At 36.3% G+C, this 18,053-nt stretch carries 21 protein-coding genes, 6 tRNA genes and 4 riboswitches; of the genes, 25 read left to right on the plus strand and 2 right to left on the minus strand.

What is annotated here, in order from left to right; translation table 11 throughout:
• Window positions 1–5 precede the first annotated feature (5 nt).
• From ACZDYH_RS06495 to ACZDYH_RS06530, 8 genes are all read left to right on the plus strand, one after another.
• A tRNA-Phe gene (locus ACZDYH_RS06495) sits at window positions 6–81 on the plus strand.
• Window positions 82–90: 9 nt separating this feature from the next.
• Window positions 91–163 (plus strand) — tRNA-Thr (locus tag ACZDYH_RS06500).
• A 6-nt stretch (window positions 164–169) separates the two neighbouring features.
• Window positions 170–240 (plus strand) — tRNA-Trp (locus tag ACZDYH_RS06505).
• A gap of 10 nt (window positions 241–250) precedes the next feature.
• Window positions 251–327, plus strand: a tRNA-Ile gene (locus ACZDYH_RS06510).
• Between the two features lie 8 nt (window positions 328–335).
• A tRNA-Asn gene (locus ACZDYH_RS06515) sits at window positions 336–410 on the plus strand.
• Window position 411: 1 nt separating this feature from the next.
• Window positions 412–483 (plus strand) — tRNA-Glu (locus ACZDYH_RS06520).
• 128 nt (window positions 484–611) lie between these two features.
• Complete coding sequence (locus ACZDYH_RS06525; RefSeq protein WP_000199011.1) at window positions 612–1,031, plus strand: CBS domain-containing protein; 420 nt, start codon at window positions 612–614, stop codon at window positions 1,029–1,031.
• 321 nt (window positions 1,032–1,352) lie between these two features.
• Complete coding sequence (locus ACZDYH_RS06530) at window positions 1,353–2,504, plus strand: DUF3965 domain-containing protein (protein WP_074554253.1); 1,152 nt, start codon at window positions 1,353–1,355, stop codon at window positions 2,502–2,504.
• A gap of 240 nt (window positions 2,505–2,744) precedes the next feature.
• On the opposite strand, the gene ACZDYH_RS06535 is transcribed toward ACZDYH_RS06530, so the two are convergent.
• A complete protein-coding gene (locus ACZDYH_RS06535) occupies window positions 2,745–3,083 on the minus strand; it encodes a hypothetical protein (protein WP_001137818.1) in 339 nt (112 codons plus the stop codon).
• Window positions 3,084–3,088: 5 nt separating this feature from the next.
• Entirely contained in the window at window positions 3,089–4,243 is a 1,155-nt protein-coding gene (locus ACZDYH_RS06540; protein WP_074554249.1) for an SH3 domain-containing protein, read from the minus strand.
• Between the two features lie 269 nt (window positions 4,244–4,512).
• A riboswitch (TPP riboswitch) is annotated at window positions 4,513–4,624 on the plus strand.
• Window positions 4,625–4,684: 60 nt separating this feature from the next.
• Window positions 4,685–4,788, plus strand: a riboswitch (TPP riboswitch).
• Between the two features lie 85 nt (window positions 4,789–4,873).
• Here ACZDYH_RS06540 and tenA point away from each other — a divergent pair.
• The 17 genes from tenA (at window position 4,874) to kdpB (ending at window position 18,041) form a co-directional block, all read left to right on the plus strand.
• Window positions 4,874–5,569 carry a thiaminase II gene (gene tenA / locus ACZDYH_RS06545; protein WP_434713517.1) on the plus strand — a complete coding sequence of 232 codons (696 nt, stop codon included), beginning with the start codon at window positions 4,874–4,876 and terminating at the stop codon, window positions 5,567–5,569.
• A complete protein-coding gene (locus ACZDYH_RS06550; protein ID WP_001256824.1) occupies window positions 5,538–6,287 on the plus strand; it encodes an ABC transporter ATP-binding protein in 750 nt (249 codons plus the stop codon). The genes tenA and ACZDYH_RS06550 overlap by 32 nt, the downstream gene beginning before the upstream one ends.
• Complete coding sequence (locus tag ACZDYH_RS06555) at window positions 6,287–7,039, plus strand: ABC transporter permease (RefSeq protein ID WP_001080853.1); 753 nt, start codon at window positions 6,287–6,289, stop codon at window positions 7,037–7,039. The genes ACZDYH_RS06550 and ACZDYH_RS06555 overlap by 1 nt, the downstream gene beginning before the upstream one ends.
• A complete protein-coding gene (locus tag ACZDYH_RS06560) occupies window positions 7,036–8,037 on the plus strand; it encodes an ABC transporter substrate-binding protein (protein WP_000670416.1) in 1,002 nt (333 codons plus the stop codon). The genes ACZDYH_RS06555 and ACZDYH_RS06560 overlap by 4 nt, the downstream gene beginning before the upstream one ends.
• 10 nt (window positions 8,038–8,047) lie before the next feature.
• On the plus strand, window positions 8,048–8,668 hold the full coding sequence (tenI, locus tag ACZDYH_RS06565; RefSeq protein ID WP_000787170.1) for a thiazole tautomerase TenI: 621 nt from the start codon (window positions 8,048–8,050) through the stop codon (window positions 8,666–8,668).
• Window positions 8,661–9,770 carry a glycine oxidase ThiO gene (gene thiO / locus ACZDYH_RS06570; protein WP_000333287.1) on the plus strand — a complete coding sequence of 370 codons (1,110 nt, stop codon included), beginning with the start codon at window positions 8,661–8,663 and terminating at the stop codon, window positions 9,768–9,770. Before tenI ends, thiO begins: the two co-directional genes overlap by 8 nt.
• A 15-nt stretch (window positions 9,771–9,785) precedes the next feature.
• Window positions 9,786–9,989 (plus strand): sulfur carrier protein ThiS, encoded by a 204-nt coding sequence (gene thiS / locus ACZDYH_RS06575; protein ID WP_001049502.1) that lies wholly within the window; start codon window positions 9,786–9,788, stop codon window positions 9,987–9,989.
• A gap of 2 nt (window positions 9,990–9,991) precedes the next feature.
• A complete protein-coding gene (thiG, locus tag ACZDYH_RS06580) occupies window positions 9,992–10,762 on the plus strand; it encodes a thiazole synthase (RefSeq protein WP_000931981.1) in 771 nt (256 codons plus the stop codon).
• Window positions 10,755–11,774 carry a thiazole biosynthesis adenylyltransferase ThiF gene (thiF, locus tag ACZDYH_RS06585; protein WP_001065417.1) on the plus strand — a complete coding sequence of 340 codons (1,020 nt, stop codon included), beginning with the start codon at window positions 10,755–10,757 and terminating at the stop codon, window positions 11,772–11,774. Before thiG ends, thiF begins: the two co-directional genes overlap by 8 nt.
• A gap of 15 nt (window positions 11,775–11,789) precedes the next feature.
• On the plus strand, window positions 11,790–12,602 hold the full coding sequence (gene thiD / locus ACZDYH_RS06590) for a bifunctional hydroxymethylpyrimidine kinase/phosphomethylpyrimidine kinase (protein ID WP_000867387.1): 813 nt from the start codon (window positions 11,790–11,792) through the stop codon (window positions 12,600–12,602).
• An 85-nt stretch (window positions 12,603–12,687) separates the two neighbouring features.
• A riboswitch (cyclic di-AMP (ydaO/yuaA leader) is annotated at window positions 12,688–12,835 on the plus strand.
• A 93-nt stretch (window positions 12,836–12,928) separates the two neighbouring features.
• Window positions 12,929–13,315: a hypothetical protein gene (locus tag ACZDYH_RS06595; RefSeq protein WP_000424090.1), complete on the plus strand. Its 387-nt coding sequence runs from the start codon at window positions 12,929–12,931 to the stop codon at window positions 13,313–13,315.
• A 13-nt stretch (window positions 13,316–13,328) separates the two neighbouring features.
• On the plus strand, window positions 13,329–13,562 hold the full coding sequence (locus ACZDYH_RS06600; RefSeq protein WP_001985933.1) for a hypothetical protein: 234 nt from the start codon (window positions 13,329–13,331) through the stop codon (window positions 13,560–13,562).
• 3 nt (window positions 13,563–13,565) lie between these two features.
• Window positions 13,566–13,688, plus strand: coding sequence for a hypothetical protein (locus ACZDYH_RS06605; protein WP_001034421.1), 123 nt, complete (start codon window positions 13,566–13,568; stop codon window positions 13,686–13,688).
• A 134-nt stretch (window positions 13,689–13,822) separates the two neighbouring features.
• Window positions 13,823–13,968, plus strand: a riboswitch (cyclic di-AMP (ydaO/yuaA leader).
• A gap of 100 nt (window positions 13,969–14,068) precedes the next feature.
• A complete protein-coding gene (locus ACZDYH_RS06610; protein ID WP_000887894.1) occupies window positions 14,069–14,173 on the plus strand; it encodes a SipW-dependent-type signal peptide-containing protein in 105 nt (34 codons plus the stop codon).
• Window positions 14,173–14,250 carry a K(+)-transporting ATPase subunit F gene (gene kdpF / locus ACZDYH_RS06615; RefSeq protein WP_223153441.1) on the plus strand — a complete coding sequence of 26 codons (78 nt, stop codon included), beginning with the start codon at window positions 14,173–14,175 and terminating at the stop codon, window positions 14,248–14,250. The genes ACZDYH_RS06610 and kdpF overlap by 1 nt, the downstream gene beginning before the upstream one ends.
• Window positions 14,251–14,269: 19 nt before the next feature.
• Window positions 14,270–15,937, plus strand: a complete 1,668-nt coding sequence (kdpA, locus tag ACZDYH_RS06620; protein WP_006914749.1) for a potassium-transporting ATPase subunit KdpA — start codon at window positions 14,270–14,272, stop codon at window positions 15,935–15,937.
• Between the two features lie 13 nt (window positions 15,938–15,950).
• Window positions 15,951–18,041, plus strand: a complete 2,091-nt coding sequence (gene kdpB / locus ACZDYH_RS06625; protein WP_001248002.1) for a potassium-transporting ATPase subunit KdpB — start codon at window positions 15,951–15,953, stop codon at window positions 18,039–18,041.
• The last annotated feature ends 12 nt before the right edge of the window (window positions 18,042–18,053 follow it).

Here is an 18,053-nt window from a genome sequence, read left to right on the forward strand (position 1 = left end):
ATGTTGGCTCGGTAGCTCAGTCGGTAGAGCAGAGGACTGAAAATCCTCGTGTCGGCGGTTCGATTCCGTCCCGAGCCACCATTTTTTTATGCCGGCTTAGCTCAATTGGTAGAGCAACTGACTTGTAATCAGTAGGTTGGGGGTTCAAGTCCTCTAGCCGGCATCATTTAGGGGCATAGTTTAAAGGTAGAACTGAGGTCTCCAAAACCTCCAGTGTGGGTTCGATTCCTACTGCCCCTGTAAAGTATATGGGCCTATAGCTCAGCTGGTTAGAGCGCACGCCTGATAAGCGTGAGGTCGATGGTTCGAGTCCATTTAGGCCCACCATATATTATTCCGCAGTAGCTCAGTGGTAGAGCTATCGGCTGTTAACCGATCGGTCGTAGGTTCGAGTCCTACCTGCGGAGCCATGGCCCGTTGGTCAAGTGGTTAAGACACCGCCCTTTCACGGCGGTAACACGGGTTCGAATCCCGTACGGGTCATACAAAAAAGAGTCAGCATTATGCTGGCTCTTTTTTATTTTGTTAATCCTTTTTATTACGTTACTTTCCAGAAATAAATAAAGGAATTTTGGAAAAGCTATGGTATGTATAAAAAGGAGGAAATCATAATGACACGAGTGAGAGACTTAATGAGTACCCATATTGTACATTGTACACCGCTAGACAATGTATATGAGGCAGCTGTAAAAATGAAGGAAGAATCGGTTGGATTAATTCCTGTTGTTGAAAATGAGCAAGTTGTTGGGCTTGTTACTGATCGTGATTTAGTCGTTCGAGGGATTGCTGAAAAACATCCTGGATCTAATAAGATTACAAATGTAATGACAACAAATATTATCTCAGTTTCTCCAAATGATTCTATTGAAAAAGCTACAGAGCTAATGGCACAGCATCAAATTAGACGATTACCAGTAGTTGATAGTGGTCAACTTATTGGCATGTTAGCACTAGGAGATTTAGCTATAAGGGAATCAGCAGATGATCAAGCTGGATTTGCCTTGAGCGAAATCTCAGAGCGTACAGAGTAAATTGAAACTTTCATTAACCGAGAGTTTAATGGTCACTCATAAAGAGCTAAATTATATATAAATTTCAGATACATTATTCTAGTATATATGGATTAAACTAATATGTTAGCGTGATGTATCTGAGACATTATATAATAAGTATGTGGTTAATAATTTCGACATTTTTTTAAAATTTGTTATTCTTAATTTTTAATAAGAGAAAAGATGATATACTGATAGATATAAGTCTTATGAGAGATTTTGAATATAACAATATTAATTTTTAGTGGTGCGATAATAAATTAATATTTCCTACATAGATGAAAAGGGAAGGGGAATTATATGAAGGCTGTACAGGGCGATCCAAATTGGAATTTGGTTACAGATACATATATAGAACCAAATAATTTCGCTGAATTATTTTCTTTGCTTGTACCTTGTCACCCAAAAGGTGAGGGGAAAGAACGAACTATATTAGTATGGAAAGAGAAAGAATTTTATAAAGAAGAAAATTTAGCGGCATTTATCGTATATGGCATGAATAAAGCAAAGAAATTACCGCAGTTTCATAAAGATGAAATTCCAACTTTAGTGCGTATTCTTCGCTTATGCCAAGAGATTGGTTGGTATGAAGAGGCAAATGATTTTATGATAGCGCAAGGATTAGCTGAGTTTGTTCATACTTCATTGGAATATGAAACATGGGATCTTTTGACGCAATCAGTTGCTTTAAATTATTTAATTATTAAATATCGTATAGGTGAATTGATAGATAGGGATATTGAAATTTGGGATAGAGTTAAATTTAATGAGAAGTGTATAACCGATTGTAAACATTTATTATCTCATAAAGAAGTATTGGAATTTACATTCTTTTATATGTGCAAGAGAGCGAAATCATTATCAAAAGAGCAATTAAATAGTGATATGATGAGTTTAGCAATGTATTGTAATACTTTTGTATATGATTTGTATACACATGATTTATTACGGAAATATCGTAAGTGTACAGATTTCCTATCATATTATGGACCTAGTCAGGCAGTTTTAGCATGTCAAAGAGCTGTATTATCTCAAATTTCCGATCGCTTAGACCCATTAAAGACAACGCATGTAGATGATTATTTATATGTGATGAAAGAAATGATGGAGCATATGACGATAGGAGTAATGGATCGATATGGTCATTTTATTGGAAAGCTACTATCTTATGTGCCATTTTTCGAAATGATACAAGTTCCACAGCATGCATATTATTGTGAAGAATTACTGTATATTTGTAAGGGGATTGAATATAAAGAAGAAACACTACGCAATTATATATTTATACAATTACATGATTGTTTACCATCATTCTTTAGGCTATTTCTTAAAAATAAGCGTTACGCAACGATTCATGATATTCTTTTCTATTGGTGCGATGACGAACAACGAATGAGCTTAGAGAAAAAATATAATCTGAGCTTTATTTATGAAAAATATGCTTGTGGATAAACAATATTTTCGATATGAAAAATTAATATAAATTAAAAAGGATCTCCAGTTTATGTGAGATCCTTTTTTGTTAGTAAAACAAGGAGAAAGTGATTAAGACAAGAAACAACATTCCATATAGGAGAAGTTGTGCAGTATAACTTCCTTGTATACCAAAAAAAGTATTGGCTTTCTTATACAAATGCAATATGTATTTTATTGGAGCATCTTTGAAAGATTGGTACACAGTGTCTCCTCTTTCTAAGCTTCTTGTTCTTGTTTTTGTTTTTGGTTATAAGGGACATTAATATATCTAGCTACAAATAATAAAACAGCCATAAAGAATACTGGAAATACAGTAGATAAATAAAAGCCATTACTAATTATATTTGTTATGAGAGCACTCAAAAGAAATATAGCGTTATAAATATGGGCAATTTTTTGTTTTAGTTGCACTTGAAATGATTCCATCATAATTTCTAATGCAACAAAAGCAATAATAATAGATAAAAATACAATGTTTGTATTGTAAATGATTAAACAACAGATTAAACCTAAAAAGGCTGCGTATTCAATTATAAGAGGTATATTGCGTGGCATACAATTTACCTAACTAAATATGGCAGTGGATTTACTGCATTTGTTTTTTCAAAATTCCATTCTCCATTATGTAATTCAAAATGAAGATGTTGCCCGTATGAATGACCTGTGTTTCCCATATGACCTATTAATTGTCCAGTTTGTACTTGATCACCAGCTTGTACAGTGCGATCCTTCATATGAGCATAAACAGTTGTATATAATTTCCCATTGATTTGATGCGCAATGAAAACAACATTGCCATAGCTAGCTGAATAATAAGATTTCACAACTTTACCTGCAGCAGCAGCTTGGATAGAGACGTTTCCTGGAGCGGCAATATCTATACCATAGTGCATTTGTTCCCAGCGTATATCAAAGGTTGAGCTAATTCTTCCTTGAGCGGGGAATTTGAAAGCAGCTGGAATTGATGAAGGCTGATCTGTTTTAGCTTGTGGTTGATTTTGTACTACATAGTGTTTTGCTACATATCCGTATCCTGTGCCAAAACGAATTTTATACCAAGTACCTACAGTTTCTACTACTTGTACTTGTGTACCGTTTTGTAATGAACCGAGTAGAGCGCTACTTGTACTAGCGGTGCTACGTACATTTAGATTAGGTGTTGCAACAGTATATTTTGTATTATTTTGAACGGTGATTCCTTTTACTAAGGGTTGTGAACCATTAGAGATGAATGCTTTTTGTACGTAACCTGTTTGGCCATTATGTGATATTTTATACCATTCGCCTTGATCTTCTTGAACGGTAATAAACTTACCATTTGGTAATACATCTAAAATGGAAGATTCTAAATTAGGTTCAGAGCGAACGTTTAATGCATTAGCATTAACGATGTATTGATCATTAGTTTGAAGTTTGTTTTTTAGTAAAATAGCATCTTTTTGTACATAACCTACTTTATTATGAACAGATACTTTATACCAACCATTAGTTGTTTCAAGGATGTTCACTTTTGTATTAAAGCGAATTGTATCAATTGATGTGCTTTTTACGTTATCTTCTGTATGTAATGCTACTTGATCGACTTTGACATACCCAGTTTTAATATTAGATAATTGTTCAGCGTTTGCTTTTTGTACATTTGTTTCACCCATAGAAGGAAGTAAAGAAGCAATCGCTACAGTAGTTGCTGTTAAAGCAGTAGCTTTCATATTCATGGAATAGAGACCTCCTCTAGTTGTATAGTTGTAATTTTATTATAGTATAAAGATATAATATAGTGGGGGTATTCACATAAATGTAATATGAAATCAATATAAAAATAAATTTTTTGAGGATAATGATTCCTTTTTATACAATTAATTGGGGTTTTATTTTCTAAAATAGAATGTATGTATTGTATAATTTTGATATTATGTTGATAATTAAGAAAATTAAAAAAGTTGATGATGTCTTATTAGGGTGTTATACTGACAGTGATAATTTTATAGTTTGCTAGGAGAGCTGGTGTTGCCAGCTGAGAGTAGGCCGTAAGCCTTTGATCCTTTTTATTACCTGATCTAGATTATGCTAGCGTAGGGAAGCAATTCGGACACTAACAATGAGTCCCCGTTTCTTTGCGTATAGAAACGGGGCTTTTTTATTTGAAAATTTCATATTGAAACCACTAGGGGTGCTTGACTTGCTGAGAGAGGAATAATCCTTAACCCTTACAACACCTGATCTAGGTAATACTAGCGAAGGGAAGTGGAACATCGAATAAATGTATAACTTTATTTGCTGTAACCACTTCTTATATATAGAAGTGGTTTTTTATTTAGATACATATATTGAAAGGGGATAGAGAAATGAAATTTTGCGATAGATTATTAGAAACTGTGCAACCGGTTTGGGAGATGAGTCATAATCATCCGTTTGTAGTGGGTATGGGAGATGGCACGTTAGAAAAAGATAAATTCCAGTATTATATTATTCAAGATTATTTATATCTGCTGGATTATGCAAAGTTATATGCGATTGGTGTTGTAAAAGCAACGAATCCACAAGTAATGGGAAAGTTCGCTGAACAAATTGATGGAATATTAAATGGCGAAATGACAATCCATAAACAATATGCAAAAAGACTTGGAATTTCTATAGAGGAGATAGAGTCTGCGAAACCATCTGCTAAAAATTTAGCTTATACAAATTACATGATGTCTGTATCTCAAAATGGCACACTTGCGGAATTAATAGCAGCGCTTCTTCCATGTATGTGGAGCTATTGGGAAATTGGAAAGCGTTTAAATGATATTCCTAGAGCAAGAGATCATGAGTTTTTTGGTGAGTGGATTCAAGGATATAGTTCGGAAGAATACGGTAATCTTTGTATTTGGTTAATAGATTTATTAAATGAAATGGCAGTTGGAAAGTCTGAGAAAGAACTAGAAAGATTAGAGGAGATTTTCTTAAATTCCAGTCGATTTGAATATTTATTCTGGGATATGTCCTATCGTAAGGAGATGTGGGGATTTGAGGAGCAAGAACATACTACAGTTTCATAATGTTTCTTTTCATTACGATGAGAAACCAATCACCCATGAATTAAATGCTTCTATACATGAGAAAGAGTTTGTCAGTATTATCGGACCGAGTGGATGTGGGAAAAGTACTTTATTTCGCCTTATTACAGGTCTAGAAAAGGTAAGTACTGGACAGATAGAACTGACAGAAACAAAGCACCATCCTGTAGGATATATGCCGCAAAAAGATATGCTTTTGCCGTGGAGAACAATTATTGAGAATGCTGCCCTGCCGCTAGAGTGCCAAGGTGTACAGAAGAAAGAAGCAGAAGTAAAGGCAAAGGAACTGTTACATAAATTTGGTTTGCAAGGGTATGAGAAAAAATATCCGAAAGATTTATCTGGTGGTATGAGACAACGTGTATCTTTTATTCGAACTTTATTAACAGGCGGGGAGATATTGCTGTTAGATGAACCATTTAGTGCATTGGATGCTTTAACGAAGACCTCTTTGCAAGAATGGTTGTTTGAACAATGGCAAGAGTGGGAAAAAACAATTTTATTCATTACTCATGATGTTGAAGAAGCGTTATTTCTTTCAAACCGAGTTTTAGTAGTGGAACAGCAGCCGATAACGACTTTGACTGAACGGACTGTACCGCTTGATCATAACAGAACACGAAAAGATTTATATAAACCGGAAGTATTAGCGCTGAAAGATGAGCTTCTTAGTATGTTACAAAGGCAGGTACTTGTGTGATGAACCGATTGAAAGAATTAGTTCCTGCTATTACACTTTCTAGTATTTTACTAGCTGTGTGGGAAATAGGAGCAAGAATTGTAGATGAGATGTACATTTTACCGTCACCTTCTGCGATTTTAATGAAGATATGGAAACTAAAAGACATATTATTTACAGTTCATTTACCTGCAACGTTATACGTCGTTTTAATAGGTGTTGTTATCTCTATCGTATTAGGTGTAGGGCTAGCGATGTTAATGAATGCGAGTACATGGATGGAGAGAGCATTTTATCCATTATTAGTTGCTTCACAAACGATTCCGATTACTGCGCTTGCTCCGCTATTTGTTTTATGGTTTGGATATACAATTTGGAGTAAGGTTGTTGTCACAGTTTTAATTACGTTTTTCCCAATTGCGGTCAATACGTATGATGGACTGCGTAGTACGAAAAAAGAATGGGAGGAGCTCTTAGTTACATATGGAGCAACAAAAAGAGATATTTTTCTTAAATTAAAGTTGCCGTCTGCTCTTCCTTATTTTTTCTCAGCTTTAAAAATTGCAGTTCCGCTTAGTGTTATCGGAGCAGCAATTGGAGAATGGCTCGGTGCACAAGCTGGGCTTGGATATTTCAGTAAGAGAATGATGACGCAGTTAGATGGAGCTGGCGTATTTGCACCTATTGTATTGTTATCATTATTAGCTATTTTCTTCGTCGTAATTATTTCCATATTAGAAAAGAAATTCATTAGTTGGAGGAAGCATTCATGAAATTTTTAAAGCGCATCTTTGTGTTTACATTATTAATTGCAATAATTGCAGGATGTTCGAGTAATTCAGCATCAGACAAAAGTAAAAAAGAGAAAGAAATAACAGTCATGTTAGATTGGTATCCAAATGCGGTACATAGCTTTATCTATGCAGCAATTGAAAAAGGATACTTTAAAGAAGAAGGTGTAAAGGTAAATATTAAATTCCCTTCTAATCCGACTGATCCATTAACGCTGGCAGCAGCAGGGAAGGTGACAGTGGGCTTGTATTATCAGCCAGATGTTGTTATGGCGAGAGCGAATGAGCAAATTCCAGTGAAATCAATTGGGGCTGTCGTACGTTCACCATTAAATCATGTTGTATCACTGAAATCAGCGGGCATTCAATCACCGAAAGATTTAGAAGGAAAAACAGTAGGATACTCTGGAACACCATTAAGTGAGATGTATTTAAAAACGATGGTAAAAGAAGCTGGTGGTAATCCTGATACAGTGAAAGTAGTAGATGTTGGCTTTGATTTAGTACCAGCATTAATTACGAAGAAAGTAGATGCGGTAACAGGGGCATACATTAACCATGAAGTACCTGTTATGCGTCATGAAGGCCATGAACCAGCGTACTTTAATCCAGCTGATTACGGAGTACCAAACTATCATGAGCTTGTGTTTGTAACAGGTGATAAAACGTTGAAAAAAGATAAAGAGGCGTTGCAAGCTTTCTTACGTGGTACGAAAAAAGGCTATGATTTCATGAAGAAAAACCCAGATGAAGCATTGAATATTTTATTAAATCATCAAGAAAAAGAAAACTTCCCACTTGTGCCAGAAGTTGAAAAGGAAAGTATGAAAATTTTATTAGAGAAGATGGAAACGAAAGATGAGCCATTCTTATCAGATTCAAAAGAATCTTGGGAGAAACAAAATAAGTGGCTGAAGGACAAAGGAATGACGAAAGAAACCGTCCCAGCCGATGAATTATTCGAAAATATTTTAAAGTAGGCGAATGAATATGAAAAATGAGCTCCACGTAATCTCAAATGGCCATATGCCATTCGAAGAGTTAGTGAATGTAGCGATGCAAATTGAGAGTGAGATTGATTATTTGCATATTCGTGAGCGTGAGAAGAGTACGAAGGAATTATATGAAGGTGTGGAAAGTCTATTAATGGAGGGCTTTCCGGCTTCTAAAATTGTCATAAACGATCGAATTGATATTGCAATTTTATTAAATATTCCTCGTGTTCAACTAGGATATCGAAGTACAGATGTAAAGTCAGTGAAAGAAAAGTTTTCGTATTTGCATGTCGGTTATTCTGTGCATTCGCTAGATGAAGCAATAGTAGCTTTTAAAAATGGAGCGGATTCACTCGTTTATGGCCATGTATTTCCGACAGATTGTAAAAAAGGTGTGCCAGCGAGAGGGCTTGAAGAAATTTCAGACATTGCAAGGTGTTTATCTATACCGATTACAGCAATTGGAGGAATTACCCCAGAAAACACAGTGGATGTTCTTACTAACGGTGTAAGCGGTATAGCAGTTATGTCTGGAATTGTAAGTAGTAGTAACCCGTATAGCAAAGCGAAATCTTATAAGGAATCAATAAGAAAGTGGGCGGAAAAACATGTGTGAGAAGTATGATGTAGCGATTATTGGTGGTGGTGTAATTGGTAGTTCAATTGCACATTTTCTAGCAGAAAGAGGACATAAAGTAGCGATTGTGGAGAAGCAAAGTATTGCATCGGAAGCTTCAAAAGCAGCTGCTGGTTTACTTGGTGTTCAGGCAGAATGGGATGCGTATGATCCGCTATTTGAACTTGCTAGAGAAAGCCGAGCTATATTTCCACAACTTGCAGCAGTTTTACGTGAAAAGACGGGTGTTGATATTGGATATGAAGAAAAAGGAATTTATCGTATTGCTCAAAATGAAGATGAGAAGGAAAGAATTCTTCACATTATGGATTGGCAGCAGAAAACAGGTGAAGATTCTTATTTTCTAACGGGAGACCATGTGCGGGAAAAAGAGCCATATCTATCCGAATCTATTATAGGAGCAGTATATTATCCGAAAGACGGTCATGTTATTGCACCAGAGCTTACGAAAGCATTCGCACATTCTGCAGCGATTTCCGGTGCTGATATATATGAACAGACAGAAGTATTTGATATCCGTATTGAAAATAATAAAGTGACTGGAGTTATTACAAGTGAAGGTATTGTCACATGTGAGAAAGTCGTTATTGCAGGAGGTTCATGGAGCACGAAGTTACTCAGTTATTTTCACCGCGATTGGGGTACATATCCAGTTAAAGGAGAAGTGGTTGCGGTAAGAAGTAGAAAACAACTTTTAAAAGCACCTATTTTTCAAGAAAGATTTTACATTACTCCAAAGCGCGGTGGACGTTACGTAATTGGGGCAACAATGAAGCCACATACGTTCAATAAAACTGTGCAGCCAGAAAGTATAACTTCTATATTAGAGCGTGCTTATACAATATTGCCAGCTTTAAAAGAAGCAGAATGGGAAAGCACGTGGGCAGGATTAAGACCACAATCGAATCATGAAGCTCCTTATATGGGAGAGCATGAAGAAATAAAAGGTTTATATGCTTGCACGGGCCATTATCGAAACGGTATTTTATTAAGTCCTATTTCTGGCCAATATATGGCTGATTTAATAGAAGGAAAGCAAGAGAATCATTTGCTAGATTCATTGCTTTCTAGAAGAGTTTAGAAAGGGGATGGAAGTTTGAATTTAAAAATTAATGGTAACCAAATTGAAGTGCCAGCGAGTGTAAAAACAGTAGCTGAGCTACTTACACATTTAGAGCTAGATAACAGAATTGTTGTAGTAGAGCGTAATAAAGATATTTTACAAAAAGATGATCATACAGATACATCTGTTTTTGATGGAGACCAAATTGAGATTGTAACTTTCGTAGGAGGCGGTTGATTATGTTAAACATTGGACCATTTTCATTTCATTCTAGACTTTTATTAGGAACAGGTAAATTTCCTGATTTTGACGTACAGCAAAAGGCAATTGACGTTTCTGAAGCTGAAATTTTAACGTTTGCAGTACGTCGTATGGATATCTTTGATGCAAAGCAACCTAATTTATTAGAGAAACTTGATGTGAAAAAATATACGTTATTACCAAATACAGCAGGAGCAAAAAACGCTGAAGAGGCTGTTCGTATTGCAAAATTAGCAAAAGCTTCTGGGCTTTGTGACATGATAAAGGTAGAAGTTATTGGTGATGATAGAACGTTATTACCTGATCCGGTAGAAACATTAAAGGCATCTGAAATGTTACTGGAAGAAGGATTTATCGTACTTCCGTATACATCTGATGATGTTGTATTAGCACGTAAATTACAAGAGCTTGGCGTGCATGCGATTATGCCAGGAGCATCTCCAATCGGATCAGGACTTGGTATTGTAAATCCATTAAATTTGAGCTTCATTATTGAACAAGCGACAGTACCAGTTATCGTTGATGCCGGTATTGGTAGCCCAGCTGATGCGGCATTTGCAATGGAATTAGGAGCAGATGGCGTGTTATTAAATACAGCTGTATCAGGAGCAAAAGATCCTATTAAAATGGCACAAGCAATGAAATTAAGTATTGAAGCAGGCCGTTTAGGATTTGAAGCAGGTCGCATTGCACGTAAGCGTTGTGCAACTGCAAGTAGTCCTTTAGAAGGAATGAGCGTAGTTGAATAATCGATATTCTCGCCAAGAACTATTTTCTCCAATTGGAGAAGAAGGACAGCAAAAGATAAGAGAAAAGCATGTGCTTATTATCGGTGCAGGTGCATTAGGTAGTGCAAATGCAGAGATGTTTGTAAGAGCAGGTGTTGGCAAGATAACAATTGTTGACCGTGATTATGTAGATTGGAGTAATTTACAAAGACAACAATTGTATGCAGAGAGCGACGTAAAGAATAATCTTCCAAAAGCTATAGCGGCTAAAAAACGTTTAGAAGAGATTAATAGTGATGTAACAATAGAAGCTCTCGTTCAAGATGTAACAGCTGAAGAGCTAGAAGAACTTGTTATAAATGTTGATGTAATTATTGATGCGACTGATAATTTCGAAACGCGCTTTATTGTAAATGATATATCACAAAAATATTCTATTCCATGGATTTACGGTGCATGTGTAGGTAGTTACGGTCTTTCTTACACAATCCTTCCTAGTAAAACACCATGTTTATCATGTTTATTACAGTCGATTCCGCTTGGCGGGGCAACATGTGATACAGCGGGTATTATATCACCTGCTGTATCTCTTGTCGTTTCTCATCAAGTAACAGAAGCTCTTAAACTGTTAGTAGAAGATTACGAATCACTTCGAGATGGGCTTGTATCGTTTGATATGTGGAAGAATGAGTATTCATGTATGAATGTGCAAAAACTTCGCCAGCATAATTGTCCTTCATGCGGAGAGAATGCATTATATCCGTATTTAAATAAAGAAAACACATCAAAAACAGCAGTTTTATGCGGGCGAAATACAGTTCAAATTAGACCACCTCATAAAGATGAAATGAATTTTGAACAATATAAAGAGTTGTTGGAAGGTCGTGTAAATGATTTAAATATAAATCCATATTTACTATCATTTTCTGTTGAAGACAAGAGGTTAGTAGCCTTTAAAGATGGCCGTGTGCTCGTACATGGAACGAAAGATATAAGCGAAGCAAAAACGATTTATCATCGCTATTTTGGATAGAAAAGGATGAGTGGGATGAAAGTGAATAAAGCTTTAACAATTGCAGGGTCTGATAGCGGCGGCGGTGCTGGAATTCAGGCAGATTTAAAAACATTCCAAGAGCTTGGTGTATACGGAATGACGGCTATTACGGCAATTACTGCTCAAAACACGCTTGGCGTTCAAGGGGTATATCCTGTTCCATTAGAAGGTATTACAGAACAGCTGAATTCAATTGGTACGGATGTAACACCAGATGCAGTGAAACTAGGAATGTTATTTAGTAGTGAAATAATTCAAATTGTTGCAGAACAAATTAAAAAGTTTGGCTGGAATAATATTGTGCTAGATCCCGTTATGATTGCAAAAGGCGGTGCATCATTATTACAGCAAGAAGCAGTTCAAGCATTAAAAGAATATTTATTACCAGTAGCAACTGTTATAACACCGAATGTCCCAGAAGCAGAAGTGTTAACTGGGATGGAGATTCATAATGTTGAAGATAGTAAGGAAGCTGCAAAAATATTGCATGAATTAGGTGCTAAATATGTGCTTATGAAGGGCGGACATGCAGAATATCAAGGGAATGAAGTAATTGATTTCCTCTTTGATGGAGAAAAATTTATTGAGTTTAGAAGCGAGCGAATTCCTTCAAAGCAAACGCATGGAAGTGGGTGTACATTTGCTTCAGCGGTTACAGCAGGACTTGCGAAAGGATACTCAATTGAAGATGCTGTTCAAGAAGCAAAACGATTTATTAGTATAGCAATTGAAGAGCCATTGAATATTGGTAGTGGTCATGGACCGACGAATCATTTTGCGTATAAAGTGAATAGAACGCGTGTATAGATAAGTGAAAAGCCAGTTTTATAACTGGCTTTTTTTCTGTTTACTTTTTCAAAATACAGGAGTAATATATCAGCCAGAATACATTTTTTTGTAAACGCTGAGTCCAATTATATGGAGCGGAGGAACCAATTTGTGCAGTGTCACTAGGGGTGAATCTTTCAAGTTTGAAAGTAGGGCTACTCTCAAAGTCCGAATCCGACAGCTAACTTCGTAAGCGTCTTGAGAGAGGACGGTGCCATGATGGATACATCACTTCATCGATCTGATTAGTATAGGGGAATATCAATCTATGTTTGATTTCTTTTATACTAAGGAGGATGAGGTACATGGAACTAACACTTATTTGTGTTGGAGAAGAAAGTAAGGTAAATAGTTTAAGAGATTTAGTATCATTTCAACATGAGTTAATTATTTTTACAGCAAATGAAGAGATAGCGGCTGAAGTTAGGAATTGTGGGTTTGATTGGACTTATAGCTGCAGTAAGGAGCAGGACTTTACTAGTATTTGTGAGTGTATTAAGAAGGTGATTTTACTAGGGGATGAGCTTCCAATCGTTAGTTTTTTCACAGAACACATTCGCTTTTCTTTTCAAGCACCTATTACTGTTGTTACAAGGAATAAACGATATCCAGCGAGGCTCTATGAAACAATTGGAGCTAAGTTTGTCGTGTTTACAAATTGTGATAATATTTCTTTTTTATTTTTTGAATAGGGCGGGGGAAGAAATGATGAAGGTACTATTACTTGGAGATATAGCAAATCGTTGGGCAGTATCGGTAGAGCGAGTTCAAGAATTGGTTCAGATCGATCCCCTTTTTCCAGGGCCGTATATTATATTACCATCAAAAGATGCTTTGTATTTAGAGGTAGATATTACCGAGTATGAGCAGCTACATGCAGAATTGACACAAGTTTATATTCGCGGGAGAAATTTACGTGCATTTTTACGAGGAGAATAAAGGTTGAATAAAAAAGAGCGAATGCTGAGTGCAACAAGCTATGCACTTCATGTCATTCGCTCTTTTTATTTCATATTTAAAAGGTCATTTTTAAGAAAAGAGAAGAGAAATAAAGAAAATAGATGAAATAATAGTAATAATCTTCAATGTAAGCGTTTAAATGAATGTAAATATTGTTATTTTCAGTAATTTACTCCTTTACAAGTGAAATATAGAGGAGTATATTTACTCTCATAAATCATTCATAAAATTTCCAAAAAAACCTAAAATCGCTGAGTTCCAGAAATGGAGCGGGGGAACCAATTTTGTGCATCGTCACTTGGGGTGAATCTTTCAGTTTTGAAAGTAGGGCTACTCTTTAGGCCCGAATCCGACAGCTAACCTCGTAAGCGTTTAGAGAGGAGGTTTACTTTTTGTTGTTCATTTTTTGAACACTGAGTAGAGCTCAGTGTTCTTTTTTAATATTTAAATGGTAAATTTTAACAAAAATAAAGTGAGGGATAGCTATGTTAGATGTTGTAATGGTCGGGATTTTTATTTTATTAGTTGCATCAATGGCAAGTCTTGCAAGTTGGTCAGATAAAGTTGTGAAAGAAGGAAAGCAATCATGATGATTGTCTTATCGGTTATTGTCGCAGCAATTACAGTGTATTTAGTGTATGCATTATTAAATCCAGAGAAGTTTTAATTAGGGGGAATCATTCATTATGATTTGGGTTGCAGTCATTATTACAATGCTCTTGTTTATTTTAGTAGCAAAGCCAACGGGGGTTTATTTAGAAAAAGCTTTTCAAGGTAGCAAAACGCTAGATAAAGTATTTGGGCCTTTTGAAAAACTTATTTTTAAAATTACGGGTGTAAAAGAATACAATCAAACGTGGAAACAGTACGCATTATCATTAGTTTTACTCAACGGATTTATGATTGTTGTTGTATATTTCATTTTCAGATTACAAGGTGTGCTGCCGCTAAATCCAGCGCATATTGAAGGGATGGAGCCTACGCTCGCTTTTAATACAGCGATTAGTTTTATGGCTGATACAAATTTACAGCATTATAGCGGTGAAAATGGTTTATCCTATTTATCACAATTAATCGGGATTACATTTTTAATGTTTGCGGCACCAGCAACGACATTAGCGCTCGTTATGGCTTTTATAAGAGGACTTGCTGGAAAAGAACTTGGTAACTTTTTCGTTGATTTTACGAGAGCGTTAACGAGAGTGTTTCTTCCTATCGCATTTATTGCGGCACTAGTTTTTGTCGCACTTGGCGTACCCCAAACGTTAGATGGGGCGGTTACAGCACAAACGATTGATGGGGCAAAGCAAAGTATATTACGTGGACCTGTTGCATCATTCGTTTCCATAAAGGAACTTGGAAATAACGGCGGTGGATTTTTCGGAGCGAACTCTACGCATCCTTTTGAAAATCCAGGACAAATGAGTAATATTTTGCAAATGATGCTTATGATGTTATTACCAACAGCACTTCCATTTACGTACGGACGAATGGTAGGAAATAAAAAACAAGGTCGCATCCTTTTCGTATCACTTTTTATGGTGTTTTTACTAGGATTTATAACGATTACGACATCTGAACTAAATGGGAATCCGGCATTAAATGGAATGGGTATCGAACATGTACAAGGAAGTACAGAAGGGAAAGAAGTACGATTTGGAACAGTATTTTCTTCATTATACGCAACGGTAACGACAGCTGCTGAAACAGGCGCTGTTAATACGATGCATGATACGTTAACACCAATTGGCGGTTTAGTTCCGCTTGTAAATATGATGTTAAATACTGTGTATGGCGGCGTTGGAGCAGGTTTTGTAAACATTATTATGTATGCAATTATCGCGGTGTTTATATCTGGGTTAATGGTTGGACGGACACCAGAGTTTTTAGGTAAAAAGATTGAAGGTAAGGAAATGAAATTAATCGCGGTCACGATTTTATTTCATCCATTGCTCATTTTAGGATTTTCGGCATTAGCTCTTTCAACAAATTTAGGGACGGATGCTATTTCTCATTCCGGTTTCCACGGTTTGACGCAAGTGGTATATGAATATACATCGTCAGCTGCGAATAACGGATCTGGATTTGAAGGATTAGGAGATAATACACCGTTTTGGAATATTACGACTGGTTTAGTTATGTTTTTAGGACGTTACTTCAGTTTAATTACGATGCTAGCTGTGGCAGCTTCATTGAAAGAAAAAACGGTAGTGCCAGAAACAGTCGGAACGTTCCGTACAGATAATAGTTTATTTGGTGGCATCTTCATCGGAACAATTGTAATTGTCGGTGCATTAACATTCTTCCCGATGTTAGTACTCGGTCCAATTGCAGAATTTCTTACATTGAAGTAATGGAGGGTAAATGATGAGACCGGTAGTAGTAAAAGAAAAACAATTAAATGAGTCCCAAATACATGCTGTAGAAGATGAAGTTAGACAAGCGAAAACGATGGATCGTGATATCGTAACACATGCGATGAAGCAATCCGTTGCGAAATTGAATCCGAAGGTCATGATAAAGAATCCGATTATGTTCGTTGTGGAAATTGGATTTATCATTACGTTCATTTTATCTTTTCTTCCAAGCAGTTCTAGTAGTATACCAGGATGGTTTAATATAACAGTTTCTCTCATTCTATTATTTACAGTTTTATTTGCGAATTTTGCAGAAGCATTAGCAGAAGGTCGTGGTAAAGCGCAAGCCGATTCTTTAAAGCAGTCGAAGAAAGATGTGTTTGCAAATGTAGTAAAAGAAAATGGAGACATTGTCCAAGTTTCAGCAACTGATCTTAGAAAAGGTGACGTTGTTATCGTAAAACAAGGAGAAATGATTCCAAGTGATGGCGAAGTAATCAAAGGATTAGCATCTGTAGATGAATCTGCAATTACAGGTGAATCAGCTCCTGTTATAAAAGAAGCAGGCGGTGATTTTTGTTCCGTAACAGGTGGAACGATGGTCGTAAGTGATGAAATTACAATTGTCATTACGAGTAATCCTGGTGAATCATTTATCGATAAAATGATTTCTTTAGTAGAAGGAGCTGCTCGTCAAAAAACGCCGAATGAGATTGCTTTAAATACAGTATTAACGAGCTTAACTCTTATTTTCTTGATCGTCGTTGTGACGTTGCCGATTTTTACAAATTATTTAGGTTTTCAAATTGATACTGCTGTACTTGTAGCGTTGTTAGTATGTTTAATTCCAACGACAATTGGTGGTTTGCTATCAGCGATTGGTATTGCGGGGATGGATCGGGTGACAAAATTTAACGTGCTAGCGATGTCAGGGAAAGCAGTAGAAGCTGCGGGCGATATTAATACAATTATTTTAGATAAAACAGGTACAATTACTTTTGGGAACCGAATGGCTCATACATTATTACCTGTAGGAAATGAAACGATTGAGCAAGTTGGAAAGTGGGCCGCTATTAGTTCTGTTTTAGATGAAACACCAGAAGGTCGATCTGTTATCGAGTATGTGCAGGGAAAATCTATATCATATAATAGAGAACTTGCAGAACAAGGTGAGTTTGTTCCGTTTAAAGCAGAAACGAGAATGAGTGGTGTTGATTTACAAGACGGAACGAAAGTGAGAAAAGGTGCTGTAGGTGCCGTTATTGAATGGGTTGAGTCACAAGGCGGAACAATTCCGAAAGATGTAAATCAAAAAGCAGACTTAATTTCAAAAGAGGGCGGAACACCACTTGTAGTTGCAGTAGATAATCGTATTTATGGCTTAATTTATTTAAAGGATACAGTAAAACCGGGTATGCGTGATCGTTTTGAACAGTTGCGCCAAATGGGGATTAAAACGGTTATGTGTACAGGTGATAATCCGTTAACAGCAGCAACGATTGCAAAAGAAGCTGGAGTAGATGAATTCGTTGCCGAGTGTAAACCGGAAGATAAAATTGCTGTTATTAAAGCAGAGCAAGATAAAGGGAAACTTGTAGCGATGACAGGTGATGGTACAAATGATGCTCCAGCATTAGCACAGGCGGACGTTGGATTAGCGATGAACAGTGGTACGACAGCAGCGAAAGAAGCGGCGAACATGATTGATCTAGACTCAAATCCAACGAAAATTATTGAGGTTGTAGGAATCGGTAAGCAATTGTTAATGACGCGAGGTGCTTTAACGACGTTTAGTATTGCGAATGATATAGCGAAATATTTTGCAATCATTCCAGCAATGTTTACACTTGCGATTCCGCAAATGGAAGCATTAAACATTATGAAACTAACATCACCACTGTCAGCAATTTTATCAGCATTAATATTTAACGCTGTTATTATTCCATTACTCATTCCGTTAGCGATGAAAGGTATTGCATATAAACCGATGAGTTCTAATGCATTGCTTAGCCGAAACTTACTTATTTATGGGCTTGGCGGAGTTATCGTTCCGTTCATTGGAATTAAGGTAATTGATATGATTGTCGGCTTGTTTATATAAGGAAGAGGGGAA

The organism is Bacillus sp. EB V-12, from assembly GCF_056158125.1.